The 16,353-nt window shown below is 28.9% G+C and carries 14 protein-coding genes; 6 read left to right on the forward strand and 8 right to left on the reverse strand.

Going from position 1 to position 16,353, the window contains the following annotated elements:
• Positions 1 to 81: 81 nt before the first annotated feature.
• Positions 82 to 1,977 (reverse strand): AMP-dependent synthetase/ligase, encoded by a 1,896-nt coding sequence (locus ACZ5SO_RS05055; protein WP_464627231.1) that lies wholly within the window; start codon positions 1,975 to 1,977, stop codon positions 82 to 84.
• Positions 1,978 to 2,375: 398 nt separating this feature from the next.
• Between ACZ5SO_RS05055 and asnS the strand changes: the two genes are divergently transcribed.
• Positions 2,376 to 3,761, forward strand: coding sequence for an asparagine--tRNA ligase (gene asnS, locus ACZ5SO_RS05060; protein ID WP_464627232.1), 1,386 nt, complete (start codon positions 2,376 to 2,378; stop codon positions 3,759 to 3,761).
• Between the two features lie 545 nt (positions 3,762 to 4,306).
• On the forward strand, positions 4,307 to 5,302 hold the full coding sequence (locus ACZ5SO_RS05065; RefSeq protein WP_464627233.1) for an adenosine kinase: 996 nt from the start codon (positions 4,307 to 4,309) through the stop codon (positions 5,300 to 5,302).
• Here the strand turns inward: ACZ5SO_RS05065 and ACZ5SO_RS05070 are convergent.
• Positions 5,299 to 5,856: a response regulator transcription factor gene (locus tag ACZ5SO_RS05070; RefSeq protein ID WP_464627234.1), complete on the reverse strand. Its 558-nt coding sequence runs from the start codon at positions 5,854 to 5,856 to the stop codon at positions 5,299 to 5,301. The two genes, ACZ5SO_RS05065 and ACZ5SO_RS05070, sit on opposite strands and share 4 nt — an antisense overlap.
• Before the next feature lie 22 nt (positions 5,857 to 5,878).
• Positions 5,879 to 6,430: a DUF188 domain-containing protein gene (locus tag ACZ5SO_RS05075; protein ID WP_464627235.1), complete on the reverse strand. Its 552-nt coding sequence runs from the start codon at positions 6,428 to 6,430 to the stop codon at positions 5,879 to 5,881.
• A 176-nt stretch (positions 6,431 to 6,606) separates the two neighbouring features.
• Here ACZ5SO_RS05075 and ACZ5SO_RS05080 point away from each other — a divergent pair, with 176 nt between their 5' ends.
• Complete coding sequence (locus ACZ5SO_RS05080; RefSeq protein ID WP_464627236.1) at positions 6,607 to 8,265, forward strand: diphosphate--fructose-6-phosphate 1-phosphotransferase; 1,659 nt, start codon at positions 6,607 to 6,609, stop codon at positions 8,263 to 8,265.
• A gap of 235 nt (positions 8,266 to 8,500) precedes the next feature.
• Here ACZ5SO_RS05080 and ACZ5SO_RS05085 read toward each other — a convergent pair whose 3' ends face one another.
• Positions 8,501 to 9,430 carry an IS110 family RNA-guided transposase gene (locus ACZ5SO_RS05085; RefSeq protein WP_464626056.1) on the reverse strand — a complete coding sequence of 310 codons (930 nt, stop codon included), beginning with the start codon at positions 9,428 to 9,430 and terminating at the stop codon, positions 8,501 to 8,503.
• 33 nt (positions 9,431 to 9,463) lie between these two features.
• Complete coding sequence (locus ACZ5SO_RS05090) at positions 9,464 to 9,619, reverse strand: hypothetical protein (RefSeq protein WP_464626058.1); 156 nt, start codon at positions 9,617 to 9,619, stop codon at positions 9,464 to 9,466.
• Positions 9,620 to 9,980: 361 nt separating this feature from the next.
• Between ACZ5SO_RS05090 and ACZ5SO_RS05095 the strand changes: the two genes are divergently transcribed.
• The 3 genes from ACZ5SO_RS05095 to ACZ5SO_RS05105 are packed head-to-tail and all read left to right on the forward strand — an operon-like array spanning position 9,981 to position 12,917.
• The gene (locus tag ACZ5SO_RS05095) at positions 9,981 to 11,282 is read left to right on the forward strand and encodes a TrkH family potassium uptake protein (protein ID WP_464627237.1); all 1,302 of its coding nucleotides are present in this window, start codon (positions 9,981 to 9,983) and stop codon (positions 11,280 to 11,282) included.
• Positions 11,283 to 11,292: 10 nt separating this feature from the next.
• The gene (locus tag ACZ5SO_RS05100) at positions 11,293 to 11,955 is read left to right on the forward strand and encodes a potassium channel family protein (RefSeq protein ID WP_464627238.1); all 663 of its coding nucleotides are present in this window, start codon (positions 11,293 to 11,295) and stop codon (positions 11,953 to 11,955) included.
• Between the two features lie 2 nt (positions 11,956 to 11,957).
• Positions 11,958 to 12,917, forward strand: a complete 960-nt coding sequence (locus ACZ5SO_RS05105) for an NAD(P)H-dependent glycerol-3-phosphate dehydrogenase (protein WP_464627239.1) — start codon at positions 11,958 to 11,960, stop codon at positions 12,915 to 12,917.
• An 82-nt stretch (positions 12,918 to 12,999) separates the two neighbouring features.
• Here the strand turns inward: ACZ5SO_RS05105 and ACZ5SO_RS05110 are convergent, their stop codons facing one another.
• From ACZ5SO_RS05110 to ACZ5SO_RS05120, 3 genes are all read right to left on the reverse strand, one after another.
• Positions 13,000 to 14,004: an ABC transporter substrate-binding protein gene (locus ACZ5SO_RS05110; RefSeq protein WP_464627240.1), complete on the reverse strand. Its 1,005-nt coding sequence runs from the start codon at positions 14,002 to 14,004 to the stop codon at positions 13,000 to 13,002.
• Between the two features lie 128 nt (positions 14,005 to 14,132).
• On the reverse strand, positions 14,133 to 14,429 hold the full coding sequence (locus tag ACZ5SO_RS05115) for a YhbY family RNA-binding protein (RefSeq protein WP_464627241.1): 297 nt from the start codon (positions 14,427 to 14,429) through the stop codon (positions 14,133 to 14,135).
• Positions 14,430 to 14,505: 76 nt separating this feature from the next.
• Complete coding sequence (locus tag ACZ5SO_RS05120) at positions 14,506 to 16,227, reverse strand: AMP-binding protein (protein ID WP_464627242.1); 1,722 nt, start codon at positions 16,225 to 16,227, stop codon at positions 14,506 to 14,508.
• Between the last annotated feature and the right edge of the window lie 126 nt (positions 16,228 to 16,353).

Consider the following 16,353-nt stretch of genomic DNA (forward strand, 5'->3'; position numbering starts at 1 on the left):
AATTATCAAGCTATATTTGATAATAGTTCTTTATCTTAAGTAAAACCTCAAAGTAATGATACTTTGAGGTTTTACTATAATTTAAGCATAAAGACTTTCTATTTCTTTTTTGTAACATTCTTCAATAATGTTGCGTTTTAATTCTTGTTTTGCACTTAATTCTTTACCGACTTCAAATGGCTTATCTAATATTGCAAATTTATTAATTAATTCATATGTTTTAAAACCGAGTTTACAATTTATTTTTTCATCTATCTTTTCTTTTATAAAATTATAAATTGCATCTTTATCATCCTTATATTTATCACTAAACTGATCTATGTACTCTTTAATAGAATTAAAATTGGGAACTATCAAGGCAGAAAGATATTTTCGATCTTGACCTATTACAATTACATTATCTATAAAATCTAGTTCACTTAATTTGCCTTCTATTGGAACGGGTTCTAAATTTTCTCCACCTGCTAAAACAATAGTATCTTTTGCTCTTCCCACAATAGAAATATCGTTATTAATAGTTTTTATTACTAAATCACCAGTATCCAAATAACCATCATCATCTATGATTTTTCTAGTAGCCTCTTCATTATTAAAATATCCTTTCATAACTTGGCGGCCTTTTACTTTTAATACACCTTTTTGATTCACACCGACTTCTCTATTATTCTCATCAACTACCTTTATCTTACAACCATCAATAATTTGCATTGTACCTAAAATAGGTTTAGCTAAATTTCTAACAGATATAATTGGAGCAGTTTCTGTCATTCCATAGCCATCTAAAAGTGTTATACCAATAGCATTGAAAAAATCATCTACTCCTTTTGGCATAGAGCCTCCACCACATACTCCGGCTATCAAATTATCTCCAAAAAGACTTTTTATCTTTTTAAACATTATTTTTTGACCAAGTTTATATAAAGGATAGTAAAGTGTTACATTAATTAATCCATGTAAAAATTCAAGTAATCTATTTTTATTTTCTTTATATTGAGGTAGTAAATTATATACTTTGTTGTACCCCATTTTCCATCTTTTAGCATTCTTAATTAAAACTAAACTCATAGTCTTTTTAAAACCTTTCGTTTTTCTTATTTTTGATTCTATAGTTTTATTAACTGATTGCCATATCCTTGGAACTGAGGAAAACCAATGAGGATTTACTTTTTTAAAATCACTCAACATTATCTTACTAACTGGTTTGCTATAATATATTGCTTGATTATAGTTTAGAGCAACATAAGTTACAGCTCTCTCTAAAGAGTGCCAAATTGGGAGTACAGTCATCCATCTTTGACCAGGCTCAAATTTATAATTTACTAAACTTTGAAGGTTGGTAACTTCATAAATAAAATTATCATTAGTCAACATTACCCCTTTGCATTTTCCTGTTGTTCCACTTGTAAATATTATTGTTGCCAAATCATCAGCTTTACCATTTTCAATATTATTCATAATAAAATCTAATAAAAGAGGATCTTGTTTTAACAACATCGAGCCAAGATTAATTAAATTATATAATCTCTCTATTTTGTATTCACTATCGATATCGTTCTTATTATCTTCAAGTAAAATTAAGGTTTCTAAATATGGAAGATCTTGTTTTAGTTTATTAAATCTTTTAATTGTTTGAATGTTTTCTACAAAACAAGTCTTTACTTTTGTATCGTTTAATATTTGAATAAGTTCTACATCAGTTGCATCTAATCCACGTGGGACATCTACACCTCTTAAATATTGAATTGCTAAATCACTATATAGCCACTCTTTTCTGTTATCACTTATTATTGCAATTAATTCTTGTTTATTATATTTAAAAGTTTCATTTAAGCCTAAGGCTAAATTGATAACTTTTTCTTCAACTTCTTTATACGTTTCTCCTTGGAAAACACCTTTTTTATCTTTTGTGCTAACCAATGTAAGGTTTGGATAGTTTCTAACGCTGTTATGAAACATTTGTGCTATTGTTTTAACCATATGCAACTCCTACTTGTATTGGTTTGTAACCAATATATTATAAAGCTAATAAAAATACACTTACTAGTCAATATGTCAATATTAACATATTTATAAATTTTGTCAAAATAAATCGATATTATTAAATTTTTACAGAAAATAAGAGTTTTTTGGACATTATTTTGATATTTGTATATTACTTTTTGTTTATAAAACAAATTAATTATATTATTTTACTTTTAATTATTAATTTTATGAATTCCCAAAATGATGTGAATAATATAAATTATAACACTGTGTTAATTAGATTTGAGGTGTTTATTTTTTTTAATATGAAATGGTATTTATTTTATAAAACACCTTGACTGAAAGGCTTAATACGTTTGATAATGAGTGATATTTCAAGGAGCAACTTTAAAATGAATGAAAGAATAAAAGATTTATTAAACAAAACCCCAAGTAATGATATTGTTGTAGCAGAAGGTTGGGTTCGCACTAAGCGTGATAGCAAAAATGTTTGCTTCCTTGAGCTTAACGATGGTTCATGTCTCAAGGGTTTGCAAATAGTTATTGATAAGACAACCCTAAATAATAATGAGTTACTAGCTAAAATCACAACTGGAGCTTCTGTAATTGCTCGCGGTCCAATTGTTAAAAGTGAAGGTGGAAATCAGGCTGTAGAAATGCAAAGCTGTGATCTAACTATTGTTGGAGAAGCTGGTAATGATTATCCTTTGCAGAAAAAAAGACATAGCATCGAATACCTTAGAGAAATTGGGCATTTACGAGCTAGAACAAATTTGATTGGAGCTGTTATGAGGGTTAGAAATACTTTAGCCTTCGGTGTTCATGAATTTTTCCAAAAAAATGGTTTTGCTTATGTAAACACTCCTTTAATCAGTACTAGTGACTGTGAAGGTGCTGGAGAAATGTTCCAAGTTACTACTCTAGATTTAAATAATGTTCCTAAAAATGAAGATGGAACTGTCGATTATTCAAAAGACTTTTTTGGAAAAATGGCAAACCTCACTGTTAGCGGTCAGCTTGAGGGTGAAACTTATGCTATGGCTTTAAAAAATATTTATACTTTCGGACCTACTTTTAGAGCTGAAAATTCTAATACTAAACGTCACTTAGCAGAGTTTTGGATGATTGAACCAGAAATGGCCTTTTGCGATCTTCAATTGGATATGGAAATTGCTGAAGATTTTCTAAAGTTCTTGTTCAAAAAAGTCCTTTCAGAATGTCAAGAAGATATGGAGTTCTTCTCAAGATTTGTAGAAAAAGGCGTTAAAGAAACTTTAGAGAGTGTAATTAATACTCCTTTTGCTCATATGACCTATACTAAAGCTATTGAGGTTTTATCTAAAAATAATAAAAATTTCGATTATCCTGTTGAATGGGGTTCTGATTTACAAACTGAACATGAGAGATATTTAACTGAAGTATATTGTAAATCTCCTGTTATAGTTACTGACTACCCTAAAGAAATTAAAGCTTTCTATATGAAGCTTAATGATGATAACAAAACTGTTAGAGGTATGGATGTTTTAGTCCCAAGACTTGGAGAGATCATAGGTGGTAGTGAAAGAGAGGCTGATCTTGAAACTCTCAAAAAGAGAATGAGAGAATTAAATTTAAATGAAGCTGATTATTGGTGGTATTTAGATTTACGCAGATTCGGTACTGTTCCTCATGCAGGGTTCGGCTTAGGTTTTGAAAGAATTGTTCAATATGTTACAGGTGTTCAAAACATCAGAGACGTTATTCCTTATCCAAGAACTGTTGGAAATGCTGAATTCTAAATTTTAATTTATTCATTAACCGTTGTTAGTTACTAATAGCGGTTTTTTTTCATTATTTGGTAAATTATTTTTTCTTCATTTTTAGATAAGCTAAAATTATCTATCCCACTATATTTGTAATATTTAGTGATTCTTTTTTTGTAATATCTTTCATTTTTTTTAACTAAATTGTAAGAGCAATTTTGTTGATTTTTTTCGTAATTTGATATTTGCTAATGTTCTCTGCTTTATATAATCTTTCTCTAACACAAACATTGAACCGATGGCCTAAGCTTTAGTTATTTGTTTATTAATTTTTTATTTAAATTATCTAAAAGATCTCTTCTATAACAAGTTAATTTTACCATATCTATTGAGTTGTATATGCTTAACAGTTCTATCTCAACTCAATTTCATAATAACAAATTTCTATCTTTCTTTAATAATTAATGAAAACACCTTTGTTTTTTTATATTTGTTAGAATACAACTTTGTATATCTAATTATCTCAATTAATTATTATATTTGGCTTGAAAATTATGTTCTTTTGTAATAGGTTAAGCCTTATGGAAAGTGATAAAGCAATAGTTTATGGAATTGGTAACACTTTGATAGATATTATTACTAGTGTTGAATATGAAGATCTTGATAATTTAGACTTAACTAAAGGGGTTATGCAATTAATTGATGATTCTTTTAGAAAAAAACTAATTGAATTTATAAAAGATAAAAATAAAGTTTACTCTTGTGGTGGATCTTGTCCTAATACTATTCTTGCTCTATCAATGCTTGGTGTAGATACTATTCTAGCTGGTAAAGTCGGTAATGATGAGTTTGGTAAAAACTATCATAAAAATCTTCAAAAATTTAATACTAAAGATGAATTAAGAGATTGCGATCAAAGTACTGGCTCTTCAATTATCTTTGATACGCCAGATAGCGAAAGAACTATGAATACTTATCTTTGTGCTAATAGACTTTTTAACAAAGACGACATTAATGAAGATAGTGTTAGAAAGGCTTCATTTTTTTATTTTACTGGCTATATGTGGGATACAGAAAATCAACAACAAGCTATAAAAAAAGCATTATCTATTTCTAAGGAAGCTTCAACTAAAGTTGTCTTTGATATTGCAGACCCTTTTGCTGTTGCACGTTATAAAAATATTTTCTTAGAATTAATCAAAGATGAAATTGATATTGTTTTTGCAAATCGTGAAGAAGCTAAAATAATGTTTGGTAATGAAGATCCTCTAAAAAATTGTATCGAACTTGGTAAGCTTTGTAATACAGCTATTGTTAAAAATGGTATTAAGGGTTCAATAATTTCTCATAATGGTAAAATTTATAATATCCCTGTCCATGGCTCTGTTAATCCAGTGGATACTACTGGAGCTGGTGATGTATATGCTGCTGGTTTTATTTATGGACTTTGTAAAAAACTAAGTATTGAAGAATGTGGTAGGATAGCATCAATCTTAGCTGGAGAAATTATTTCTCAAATAGGGGCTCAATTCACAAACGAAAATATGAAAAAAGCCCTTAATTTAATAAATTGTTAATTTGATTTTATCAAGTTGTTATCTATTGCCCAAAGTGTAAGTTGTGAGAGAGAGTGAACTCCAATTTTTAAATAGATATTTCGCCTGTGTGCTTCAATTGTTCTTTCACTTATTCCAAGTTGTTTAGCAATCTTGCTATTATTTTGACCGTTTAATATAAGTGATAAAACTTCTCTCTCCCTTTTAGTAATTTTTATATAATTTTTGTCTTTAGGTGTAAGATATAATAAATTTTCTCTAAATTCACTAACAGTGCACTTGCTATCTAAAATAATAAAATCATCTTCACTTAATGCTTTTAAAATAGATAAATTTTCCCCGTCAGCTAATACAATTATCTTAAAAGATTTTAATTTTTGAAAAAGACATTTTAATTTAACTAAAGAGAGTAAATCATGAGTCATCGATATTACTATCTTATAATTATCTAATTCTTTTTTATCAAAGTTATTTAAAAATTTACAGTTTTGATAGATAGAAGAATAAAGAGCTAATTTTCTAAGTGACTTTAAATCTTTTTTGTTATTGTAAACTATTAAATATGAAGTGTTCATATTATATAATACATAATTAAAATTAATTTTGCTTCAATTCTTCTTTGTATTTATCAATTGTTTTAGAAAAGGCGTCGGCAAAAAGTTTAACTTCTTTATTTCCCATTCTCTTTGTTTTCTCAATATTAATTCCATAACTTCTAAGTTCAGTCATTGCATTTCTAATTGAAAGTCTCTCTTTTATGTTTTCATGAGTAAAGATATTTCCCCTATCATCTAAAACTAATACACCCTTTTCTGTAAGTCTGTCTATTAGTGGAATATCATGAGTAATAGCTAAGTCCCCTTTTTTAGCTAAATCAACTATCATATTATCTGCACTATCACTATCTGTTTCTACAACTATCATTTTAATAGTACTTTTTATTTCTTTTAATTTAATTGTATCAATTTCTCTATTATTTTTTTGAGCTTTTTTTCTTAATAATGAAGTATGCTTATCTCTTGCCATAATTACATCTTTCAACTTTCTATCAGCTACAAATGTTATATCTAAATTTCTCTTAATTGCAGCTCTAAGCACAATATCACGCATTTGTTTAAAAAATGAGTCAGAATCAACATATACTTTCATAATTTTATTAGATATCTCCAAATTTTATTTTTTATAGGATAATATAATATCTACATTAGTTCTAGCCTCTTATTTTCTTAATTTACCCTTGAAATAACTAAGTTATTTTAATATCTTTTTAATGCAAGTATTTGCAAAAAAAAACAAAACAAAATACAAATCGGAGATTTAAAATTATGGATTTATCACCGCTTCAAAGTGCACGCTATGAATATCAACCAAAACTTCCTTCTATTTTGAGAGAAGCTATCGACAAAGTTGTTCCTGTTAAAGGAGAAGCTACACAACCTTCTTCTGATAAAGAAAAGATTAAAGAATTATTTCCTAATACATATGGACTTAATAAAATAACTTTTGAAAAAGGAACTAATGCAGAAATTAAAAAACAAATAAACGTTGGAGTTATTTTATCTGGAGGTCAAGCACCAGGTGGCCATAATGTTATTAGTGGTCTTTTTGATGCTATAAAAAAAGCTAATTCTGAGAGCAAATTATTTGGTTTCAAAGGTGGTCCAAGTGGAATTATAGAAGATGACACAATGGAAATAACTGATGAATATCTATCAAAATTTAGGAATACTGGAGGATTTGATATTATTGGTTCTGGTAGAACTAAATTAGAAACTGAAGCTCAATTTGAAAAAGCAAAAGAAACTTGTAAAAAACATAATATCAGTGCTGTTGTTATCATTGGTGGAGATGATTCTAATACTAATGCAGCTGTGTTAGCTGAATATTTCTTAAAACAAAAAGCCGGAATCCAAGTAATTGGTTGTCCAAAAACTATTGATGGAGATTTAAAAAATGATGAAATTGAAGTCTCCTTCGGTTTTGATACTGCAACAAAGACTTACAGTGAATTAATTGGTAATATTGAAAGAGATGCTAACTCAGCTAAGAAATATTGGCATTTTATCAAAGTTATGGGAAGAAGTGCTTCTCATATTGCCTTAGAATGTGCTTTAGAAACCCAACCTAATATCTGTTTAATTAGTGAAGAAATTGAAAAAAATAAAACTTCTCTTTCAGGTGTTGTTGAATATATTAGTAACATAATTGCTAAGAGGGGAAACAAAGGGTTAAACTTTGGTGTTATCATTATTCCTGAAGGACTTGTTGAATTCATTCCTGAAGTTAAAGCTTTAATTGATGAATTAAATGATCTATTAGCTAAAAAAGAAAAGGAATATGCCCTTCTTCAAAATAGTGAAGAACAAGTTAAATTTATTCTATCTAATGTTTCCAAAGAATCTGCACAAGTATTTAGTATTTTACCTGCTAGCATTCAAATGCAATTGCTTATGGATAGAGACCCTCATGGCAATGTACAGGTTTCAAGAATTGAAACTGATAAATTGTTAATTGAGATGGTTGCTAAAAAATTAGATCAAATGAAAAAAGATGGAACATATAAGGGGAAATTCAGTGCTCAAAATCACTTCTTTGGTTATGAAGGAAGATGTGCCTTCCCTTCAAACTTCGATGCTGATTACTGCTATAGTTTAGGTTTCAATGCTTTCATGTTAATAGCTAGTGGCTTATCTGGTTATCTATCAAGTGTTAAAAATTTAAGTGCTCCTGCTAGCGAATGGATTGCAGGTGGTATACCAATTACAATGATGATGAATATGGAACAAAGACATGGGGAATTAAAGCCTGTTATTAAAAAAGCTTTAGTTGAACTAGATGGAGCTCCATTTAACTACTTTAAAGCACATAGAGATCAATGGGCAGAAGAAACTTGTTTCACCTTCCCTGGTGCTATTCAATACTATGGTCCAGAAAGTGTTTGTGACTTAACAACTAGAACACTTGCCTTAGAACAAAGTAAATAATTTAATTTAACTTCCATTGCCACCTAGTAATTTTAACAACTAGGTGGTATTTTTATTTGTCTATAGTTGTCAAGTTTTTAATAATTTTATTTTTTTCTATCTTTTTTACACATATTATGTTAGACCTTCTGGCTCAGGTCTTGTTTTTGGGAATTAATGTTGTTAAGCTAAAACTATGTTAGATGTTTTAGTTAACGAGGTAGCTCTTGTTTGAAATTAATTGGTTATTAATATTTCAAATGAGAGCTTCAAGTTTATAACGCTTTAATTTATTAAATATGTATTCTTCATCTACTATATTATAAATCTCACCATTCTTTAATAAAGCAAATCCAATAGATATCATTTTATTAGCTGTTGCAACTGCTGTTTTTTGACCAAACTTTCCTCTTTTTTCAAGTTTTTGCCAATACCTTGTAAGAGAACAATTATGATTAAAGTTTTTTATACTCCAAGCAGCTTGTACTATATGTCTTCTAACAGGCATACAGCCAAAATGAGAAACACTTAATTGTTTGTCTACTGAACCCGATTGATCTTTTCTAGGAATGAGTCCTATGTAATTTCTAAGTTGATCTGCCTTAGAAAACCTTTCTCCATTTCCAATGAAAGCTACTAAAGTTGCTGCTGTTATATCACCAATACCTGGTATTGATAACCAAGCTAAAGCTTCTTTAGGATGATTTAATAATATTTGAATAATTTTACTATGAATTTGTTCTTTTTGAGATTCTACTACTTCAATGTTACGAACTAATAAATTTGCACTAAAAATAGCTAAATCTTCCTTAAGTAATTCATCAACACAAGATTGTCTTTTTTCAGGATTTTTTAAATCTGATTTCTTTAAATCTGGATAACCCATACCTGTAAATATTGCATGAAGTTTATTAATTAATTTAGTTTGTAATTGAGAATATGCTATATGAAGTTTTATCAATGCTCTATCAGCTGATTCTTCTTTTGTAGGAATTGGTATAAGAACCCAATTTTCAGGATTAGCATCTCTTGCATATTTAGCAATCTTTGCAGCATCTTGCCTATCTGTTTTACAAATTGATTCAAAAATAATATGCAATTTCATTGGATTAAGGACATAAACATTAGATGCAGTGTGTTCTAAAAGATATCTTGCAAGATTAAAAGAAGAAGTTCCACCTTCCATAAATATTGCATCACCAACCTTGAACCGAGAAATTTAGTTATTTCTTCCTTGCTCATTCATCTTTTCATTAAAGAAAGATTTCTTTTGAAATCCTGAATCTCTTGAAAGTGTACATCCAACTAGAGTTTTTTTGGAAAGATCCAAACCGATAATTCTAGTTGCCGTTAATTCTTTAGGTCTGTCTATCATGAACAGCCTCCTTAAGTTAAATTAACAGATTGTTGGGAAGCTTTATGAAAGGGAGTGACAAAAATGTCCTTCATTTTTATTATTGAGATTATCTCGAGAAGAATCTCGAGATATCTCCCTGTAGTCTTCGATGACCGGCTATTGTATCTTTTTTATTGAGGTATATCTGTATTAACAGTATCCATCACAAATACCATTACACGATCACCGGTTCCCATTCTCCGTCAAGAATAGGATAACACCTTTGACTTACCAACTATAGACATACTACTTTTTTTATTATATTAATTAAAAAATAGGAATATTAATATATAGTTCTAATATCTTGTTTTTATCAACTTAAACAATTATAATCGTCTTTATGAAATTAAAACATAAAATACAGCTGATGCCTGGGATTCGGTTAATTTTTGGCTTTGCTTCCATTATAATTATTGGTGGAATTTTATTATTATTGCCAATTAGTCACCAAGCAGGAAAATCGATAAGTGTTGTAAATTCGTTTTTCATATCAGCTAGTGCAGTTTGTGTTACAGGACTTTCAACAATAGATGTCGGTAACACACTTTCGATATTTGGCTCTATTGTATTAGCTACATTAATACAATTAGGTGGTTTAGGTTTTGCATCTTTTGCAGTTTTTTTTCTGATGATTCTTGGAAATAATTTATCATATTCAAATCTTTCTCTAGCTAGAGAATCATTGAACTCAATTCCAGGATTTGATATTACCGCTTTAGTAAAAACTGTTATTATAACTAGCTTATTTTGTGAAATTACCGGCTCAATTTTATTTTATCAAGTATTTAAATTGGATTACCCCACAACTAAAGCTATAGGTTTATCTGTTTTTCATTCAATTTCTTCCTTCAATAATGCTGGTTTTGACTTATTAGGGAATTTTGAAAGTATGACTAAATATAGTAATAATGTATTGATGAATCTCACAACAGCAGCTCTAATTATTATTGGGGGGCTTGGTTTTTTTGTTATCTATGATTTATTTTCATTTAAAACAAATAAAAGATTAAAAACACATACAAAGATTGTTTTAACAATGTCGTTTTCTCTTCTTTTAATTGGTACTTTCGTATTTTATTTTAGCGAAAAAGGCATTACTCTCTTACAAGCTTTCTTTCAAAGCACAACAGCAAGGACAGCAGGTTTTAACACAATAGATATTGGAAATTTAAGTAATGCTGGCGTTGTTATAATGCTATTTTTGATGTTTGTAGGAGCTTCTCCAGGTTCTACTGGTGGAGGTATTAAAACAACAACCATGTTTACAATCATTTTAGCAATTATCAGAATACCAACTCACAATAATGTTAAGGCATTTTACAGAAAGATTGCAGACTCTTCAATTATTAAAGCTTTCTTAGTAGCTACGTTGGCAATGTTTGCAATTATTATTACTGGTGGTATTATATTTTCTATAGAAGGTACAGCATTTAGTTTCGAAGAAGTTATTTTTGAATGTGTTAGTGCCTTTGCAACCGTTGGCCTTTCGATGGGAATTACAACTAGTCTCTCATCATTGAGCAAAATCATTTTAATATTCTTAATGTTTATCGGAAGATTAGGCCCTCTAACCATTGCTTTTAGTTGGAGAACTTCAGTAAAAAGATTCCATTACATTGAAGAAGATATCTTAATAGGATAAGGAGTTAAATATGGCAGATAGTAATTTATATGGTATTATTGGGATTGGACGATTTGGCCTTGCCCTTGCCGAAAATCTACTAGCAAATGGAAAAACAATCATTGCAATAGATAAGGATCAAAATAAATTATATCCTTTAAAAACTACAGTTAATCAATTAATACATTTAGGAGAAATTTCTAAAGATTCTCTAAAAGAAGTTGGGATTGGTGATTGTGGAACAGTAATTGTTTGCATCGGAAAAGATGTAGAAGCAAATATCTTAGCAACTTTAAATGCGATAGAACTTGGCGTTCCAAGAGTATATGCTAAAGCTATAAGCGAAGACCATGGTAGAGTTCTTGAAAAAATAGGAGCTAATGTTGTTAACCCAGAAGTTGATATGGGAGCAAAACTTGCTAAAACTCTATCTGCTAAGTTAACTTTAGATGTGTTACCTATTGGAGAAGATTTTTCTATTATTGAAATTGAACTAAATGATAAATTTGCTAATAAAAAAATTAAAGATTTAAACTTTAGAGCTAAGTTTGGAATTAATATAGTGGCTATTGTTAGAGATGGCAAAGCTAATGGATATATCATGCCTGATACTATTTTACTTGAAAAAGATATATTAGTAATTAGTGGTAACAACCATGATATTAGTGCATTTGAACAACAAAACTCAAAATAAAGATGGCAAAAAGAACTATAATTATTGCAGGTAGTGGAGTTTTTGGAACTGCTATTGCCGAAAGGCTAGCCTGGAACGTAGAAAATCAAGTGTTAATATATGCTAGAAAAGATGAAGTTGTTAATGAAATTAATTCATTCCATAAAAATTCTAAAAGCTTTTCAACAAGATATATTAATAAGAACATTAAGGCATTCAATACTTTAGAAACTTTTAATAAAGCGTCATGTATTTTCCTTGCGATACCATCAAAAACTATACTATCGTTTTGTGAAAAAATAAAACCATACGTAAATGATAATACTTTAATAATAAACTTGGCTAAAGGCATGAGCGATGAAGGAGCATTCATCACTGAAAAACTCCCTTTTAAAAGAAAAGCTAGTATGAAAGGCCCAACATTTGCTATGGAATTATTAAATGGATTTCCATCAGCTTTTACCTTTGGTGGAGAAGAAAAAGATTACTTGATAATTAAAAATAAAGTCCTTCTACATACAGCATTAACGTTAGATTATACTAATGATATCAGGGCTGTTGAACTTTTAAGTATTTTAAAAAATATGTATGCAATTGCTATTGGAGTTGTATCTGGAAGATATAACTCTCCTAATGTCGATTTTTTAATTTATACTAAAAGTGTAAATGAAATGAGACGTTTTTTAATATTATTTGGTTGTGAGAGTTCAACAATCTTTAATTACTGCGGAATGGGTGATTTAGGTTTAACTAGTTTAAATGACTTATCTAGAAATAGGACTTTAGGCTTATTAGTAGGTAAAGGATTTTTGCAAGACAATAAAAGTACCACAGTTATTGAAGGATATAGAACTATAAAACTTATGCATGAAAAAACGAAAGAACATAATGTTGTTGAACAATATCCTATTGTTACAGCTCTTTACAAATTAATGTATAAAGAAGAAACAATAAACGATTATATTAATACTGTTTTTAAGTAAATCTAAAAATATTATATATAAAAAAAGTACACTACATTTGAGAGTGTACTTTTTTCATATAGTTTTCTATTTTGAAGTATTTTTATTGTTTGATCATTTCTCCATCTTTAACAATATAACTTGCCTTAGATAAAACATCGTCAGCAATATCAATATTCAATTGTTCAGCTCTATCAAGATTTAAGATAAAATTAAATTGACTAATATCATCTAAGAATACAGCACCAATATCGCTAGGCTTTGCTCCTTTAATAACTTTTAGAGCATACTCACCACAAATTTCTCCAACTTTATAATAATCAAGTCCAAAACTCATTAAGAAGTTAGTGTTTTCACTACTTGTTGTATCACTGTTAAATAATGGTAAATCATATTGTGTACAAACTTGATCGACACTTGCTATAGCAGAAACAACTGTATTATCATTTCCTACAAAAAAGCCATCTACTCTATTTGCAATCGAAAGTGCTGCTGTTTTAACTTCTGATGAATTTGAAATGCTAACAGCAATAAATTCTATATCATTATCTTCACAATATTGCTTAGCTCTTTCATAAATAGCAACACCATTAGATTCATTGCCACTATAAATCATTCCTAGTGTCTCAATAGATGCTAATGATACAAAAGTGTCTAACTGTAATTCGATTGGGTTACTATCACTAATACCGAAAATATTAGTTAATTCTTCGTCCATAAAACCAGCACTGTAAGGATCTGTTATAGCTGCAAATTCTACAGGTATATCAGAGCCATCATAAGCTACGGCTAAAGCCTGAGCTGGAGGAGTTGCAATACCTATAACTAAATCTTTTTGACCATCTTTAAATAAGTTGGCAATTGAAACTGCTGTCGAAATTTCTGCATTACAGTTTTGTAAATCAAATTCAAAATCTAGATCGCTTTCATTCATTACATCCATTATCGCATTTTCAATATCATCTAAAGCTGGATGAGCAACAAATTTTGAAATACCAATTTTATAAACTTTTTTTTCATTACTACTAACCTCTTCTTTTACCCCATTAGCAAAAAGAGTAGCAACAGTTAATACAAATAATAATAATACAATTAATTTTTTTTTCATACATTTCTCCGTTAAGTTGTTGTTACTATATATAGAAACAAAAGAAATGTCAATGTACTTTTAGATAGAAACATTAAAAATTTAAAAAAAAAGAAGATGTAATTAACATCTTCTCTTTTTTTAATCTTTTATTTTAGCAAAGATTTTGGAATTTCAATAAGATTTTTATCACTAATTCGATAAAAAATAGAAATAAAACCAATCGTAGTAATTAGCTCACTGTTAGTTTTTTTAGCGAGTTCATTGCTAAGATCTTTAAGTTGGTCTTTTTTAGATTGAAATTTAACTTTAACCAATTCATGATGTAGTAAAGCTTGATCTAAAGCATAGACAACAGCATCACTAACACCTTCTTTTCCAACCATAACAGTTGGATCAATATTATGCGCTTGAGAGCGTAAATAGTTTCTTAAATTACTTTTCATAAAACTGACTTTACCAACCTTTGATAATTTTAGCAATAGTTAAAAATCATTTTTTAACTAAACTTCTAATTACTTACTAATGATATATTTTTTCGACCTCAAATCTTTTGATTTTTTTAGTACTTGTTGTAGGTAAAGGCTCTTTAGTTATTTGAATTTTTTCAATTCTCTTATAATGTATGGATTCTTTGTTAACTTCTTCAATTATCGAATTAATTCTTTTTTCAACTTGAGCTTCATCATTTTCTTTAATCCAATCTTGGTTAGGATAAATTAAAGCTTTGATACCTTCACTCTTAGTAGCTTCATTTTTAATGAAAGGAACGATACAAATCTGATCTATTTCATTATATAATTGGAAATGATCTTCTATTTCTTCTGGGAATACATTCTTACCACCTTCGGTGACAATAATATTTTTAGCCCTACCTGTAAGATAAAGATAACCATTTTTATCAATATGCCCAACATCGCCGGTATTTAACCAACCATCTTTATCTAAAACTTCTTTAGTTGCTTCTTCATTATTATAATACCCTTTCATAACAACAGAACCTTTAATATGTAAAACGCCATTTCCTTCTGAATCAGGGTTAACAATTTTTTGTTCAAGTGTTGGAATAATTTTTCCTACACTAGATTCGATATAAGCTTCTTTTGGATTTAAATGAGTAATTGGACTAGTTTCTGTTAATCCATATCCTTGTACAAAATCTATACCAAGTTCATTAAACATTTTAAAGGTAGAAGATGGAAGAGGTCCCCCACCACAAATACAAATTCTATTTGTATCAAGGGAGATTTGTTTTAGTAGGAATTTAAACATTTTATGACCAACATTCTTTTTAGTGATTTTTTTGATAATACCTGAAAGACCCATCATAAATCTGATAATTCCATATAAAATAATGCTCTTTTTCTTAACACCATTAAGCAAGCCTGCAAGTAGTTTATTAAACAACATTGGTACACCTAAGAACATAGTAACTTTACCAACTTTTAACTCTTTTAAAACTTGGCTAATTATCAATCTCTTACCAAAAATAACTTGCGCACCTACACTGATAGATTCAATAAAAACAGCAAGCATTGTATAAGCATGATGGATTGGTAAAATAGCATAAAATACATCAGTGGAAAAAATATTCATATTACATTGAGCTAAATAACAATCACTGACTAGATTTTCATGAGTTAACATTACACCCTTTGGTGTTCCTGTCGTTCCACTAGTAAACAATATAGCTGCTAAATCATCACTCTTAGGTTTATAAGCTTTACTGCTCAATTTACCTTTTACTACATTATTAAAGACATATCTTTCTTTATCATCCTCTTCTAAAGAAATCTTATTTTCTAGTTTAATCTCAGGATCTTTTGCTAAAGAATTAAGTTTTGCACTATCGGCAAATAGAGCTTTGGCACCTGCAAATTTAATTAAAATATCAATTTCATGATCTTTAAGATTTGCATCTAGAGGCACTACAATACAACCAGCATATAAAATAGCTAAATAAGAAACAGCCCATTCTACACTGTTTTTACCACATAAAGCAATTTTATCTTTAGGTTTAGCAAATGTTAAAATATAGTTAGCAACTGAAATTACTTTATCTCTAGCTTGAGTATAATTTAATTCTAATTTATTTGGAACAAATTGTTTAAAACAAGCATTGTCCTTGTAGCGTTTAACAGTTATTTCAAACATTTCAACAAGCGTGGGCCACTGTCCTTCAAAGTCCTTTCCCCTATAATCTTCTAAGAATTGTAATGGGTTAAATTTTTCCTTACTTGACATGTTATCCTCCAGATTGATACTTATTGCTTTATTGTAAATTAGCACCAATAATATTTCAAGCTTATTTTTTACAATTTGTCATAAAATGTAATAGTGTCAATAAACTTAATACTAGTTCATAGATAA

This window comes from Pleomorphochaeta naphthae (assembly GCF_055396005.1).

What these genes read in the sequence shown, in the direction of transcription:
- ACZ5SO_RS05115 (WP_464627241.1), bottom strand. Translation starts at nt 14,429, where the DNA reads ATGAAAAGTAATTTAAGAAACTATTTACGCTCTCAAGCGCATAATATT.
- ACZ5SO_RS05065 (WP_464627233.1), top strand. Translation starts at nt 4,307, where the DNA reads ATGGAAAGTGATAAAGCAATAGTTTATGGAATTGGTAACACTTTGATA.
- ACZ5SO_RS05085 (WP_464626056.1), bottom strand. Translation starts at nt 9,430, where the DNA reads ATGGAAGGTGGAACTTCTTCTTTTAATCTTGCAAGATATCTTTTAGAA.
- ACZ5SO_RS05080 (WP_464627236.1), top strand. Translation starts at nt 6,607, where the DNA reads ATGGATTTATCACCGCTTCAAAGTGCACGCTATGAATATCAACCAAAA.
- ACZ5SO_RS05095 (WP_464627237.1), top strand. Translation starts at nt 9,981, where the DNA reads ATGAAATTAAAACATAAAATACAGCTGATGCCTGGGATTCGGTTAATT.
- ACZ5SO_RS05070 (WP_464627234.1), bottom strand. Translation starts at nt 5,856, where the DNA reads ATGAACACTTCATATTTAATAGTTTACAATAACAAAAAAGATTTAAAG.
- ACZ5SO_RS05110 (WP_464627240.1), bottom strand. Translation starts at nt 14,004, where the DNA reads ATGAAAAAAAAATTAATTGTATTATTATTATTTGTATTAACTGTTGCT.
- ACZ5SO_RS05105 (WP_464627239.1), top strand. Translation starts at nt 11,958, where the DNA reads ATGGCAAAAAGAACTATAATTATTGCAGGTAGTGGAGTTTTTGGAACT.
- ACZ5SO_RS05090 (WP_464626058.1), bottom strand. Translation starts at nt 9,619, where the DNA reads ATGATAGACAGACCTAAAGAATTAACGGCAACTAGAATTATCGGTTTG.
- ACZ5SO_RS05100 (WP_464627238.1), top strand. Translation starts at nt 11,293, where the DNA reads ATGGCAGATAGTAATTTATATGGTATTATTGGGATTGGACGATTTGGC.
- ACZ5SO_RS05075 (WP_464627235.1), bottom strand. Translation starts at nt 6,430, where the DNA reads ATGAAAGTATATGTTGATTCTGACTCATTTTTTAAACAAATGCGTGAT.
- ACZ5SO_RS05055 (WP_464627231.1), bottom strand. Translation starts at nt 1,977, where the DNA reads ATGGTTAAAACAATAGCACAAATGTTTCATAACAGCGTTAGAAACTAT.
- asnS (WP_464627232.1), top strand. Translation starts at nt 2,376, where the DNA reads ATGAATGAAAGAATAAAAGATTTATTAAACAAAACCCCAAGTAATGAT.
- ACZ5SO_RS05120 (WP_464627242.1), bottom strand. Translation starts at nt 16,227, where the DNA reads ATGTCAAGTAAGGAAAAATTTAACCCATTACAATTCTTAGAAGATTAT.